The organism is Flavobacterium sp. GNP008, assembly GCF_056428965.1.
This window is the reverse complement of the sequence record NZ_JBWJVL010000094.1, coordinates 1-206: the sequence shown is the minus strand read 5'-3', so window position 1 is coordinate 206 and position 206 is coordinate 1. Positions and strand designations below refer to the sequence as shown.

Annotated in this window: 1 protein-coding gene; it reads left to right on the top strand. The window is 64.6% G+C overall.

The window, feature by feature from the left end; genetic code table 11:
• Positions 1-206: LexA family protein (locus tag AC0608_RS14020; RefSeq protein WP_478289514.1), on the top strand; the 206-nt coding region annotated here is incomplete at both ends.

The following is a 206-nucleotide window of genomic DNA, read 5'->3' as shown; positions in this document are numbered from 1 at the left end:
CCGATGCCGAGGTGCACAGCCGCCTGCAACTGGACCCGACCACGTTCGCCAAAACTCCGGATTACCTGCTGCGGGTGCAGGGCGATTCGATGATCGAAGACGGCATTCTCGACGGTGACCTGGTGGGCGTGCGCCGCAGTGCCGAGGCCGTAAACGGGCAGATCGTGGTGGCGCGCCTGGATGGCGAAGTCACCATCAAGCGGTTC